This window comes from Dietzia sp. SYD-A1, from assembly GCF_015356725.1.
GTDB lineage: Bacteria > Actinomycetota > Actinomycetes > Mycobacteriales > Mycobacteriaceae > Dietzia.
The window spans coordinates 1-1,051 of sequence record NZ_JADDKI010000631.1 but is presented as its reverse complement, the minus strand read 5'-3'; the positions used below and the strand labels follow the sequence as shown (position 1 = coordinate 1,051).

Below are 1,051 nucleotides of genomic sequence, written 5' to 3'. Positions count from 1 at the left end.
GTCAGTGCCCACCCCGCCGCCGCCAGGTCGGCGGTCAGCCCCTCGAGATGCGGCCACGGCCGCTCGGGGTTGACGTGATCGGGTGTCAGCGGGGAGATGCCGCCCAGGTCGTCCACCCCCGCGCCGATGAGAGCCAGCACCTCCCCCCGGTCCACCAGATTCGGCGGGGCCTGGACGGCGACCCGCGGGTCGAGCACCAGGCGCGCGACGGCGATCGCGGCGAGGAACTCGCCGGTGTCCGCGTCGGCCGAGTCGCGCATGGCGGTGTCGGGCTTGGCCCGGAAATTCTGGACGATCACCTCCTGGAGGTGTCCGAACTCCCTGGCCAGTCCGGCCAACGCGAGCAGACTCTCGGCCCGTTCGGTCCGGTTCTCCCCGATACCGACCAGGATCCCCGAGGTGAACGGCACCGCGAGACGCCCGGCGTCGGTCAGGGTCCGTAGCCTCACCGCGGGGTCCTTGTCCGGGCTGCCGTGGTGGCACGCACCCGGGGTGGTGAACAGCCTCGTGGCCGTGGTCTCGAGCATCATCCCCATCGACGGTGCGACCGGCTTGAGCATGGACATCTCCGACCAGCTCATCACCCCGGGGTTGAGATGCGGCAGCAGCCCCGTCTCCTCCAACACCCGGATGGCCATGGCCCTGACGTAGTCCAGGGTCGAGGAGAAGCCGCGCGACTCGAGCCACTCCCTCGCCTCGGGCCAGCGGTCCTCCGGTCGGTCGCCCAACGTGAAGAGCGCCTCCTTGCACCCGGCCTCCGCGCCGCGTCGGCACAGGTCCACCACCTCGTCGGGGTCGAGGAACAGCCCCTCGCCGGCGGCCCGGAGCTTGCCCGGAACGGTCACGAACGTGCAGTAGTGGCAGCGGTCGCGGCACAGGCGGGTGAGCGGGACGAACACCTTGCGGGAGTAGGTCACCACCCCCGGGCGTCCCTCGTCGACGAGCCGTGCGTCGCGGCGCGCGGCCGCCAGCCCGGTCAGCCGGACGAGATCGTCACCACGCGCGGCCAGCAACACCGCCGCCTCGGTCACGTCGAGGGTGAGCCCGTCGG

Annotated in this window: 1 protein-coding gene; it reads right to left on the bottom strand. The window is 72.0% G+C overall.

Annotation, left to right across the window (positions count from 1 at the left end):
* Positions 1-1,051 (bottom strand): 7,8-didemethyl-8-hydroxy-5-deazariboflavin synthase CofG (cofG, locus tag IY392_RS17895; RefSeq protein ID WP_194861963.1); only part of this gene is annotated, 1,051 nt, incomplete at both ends.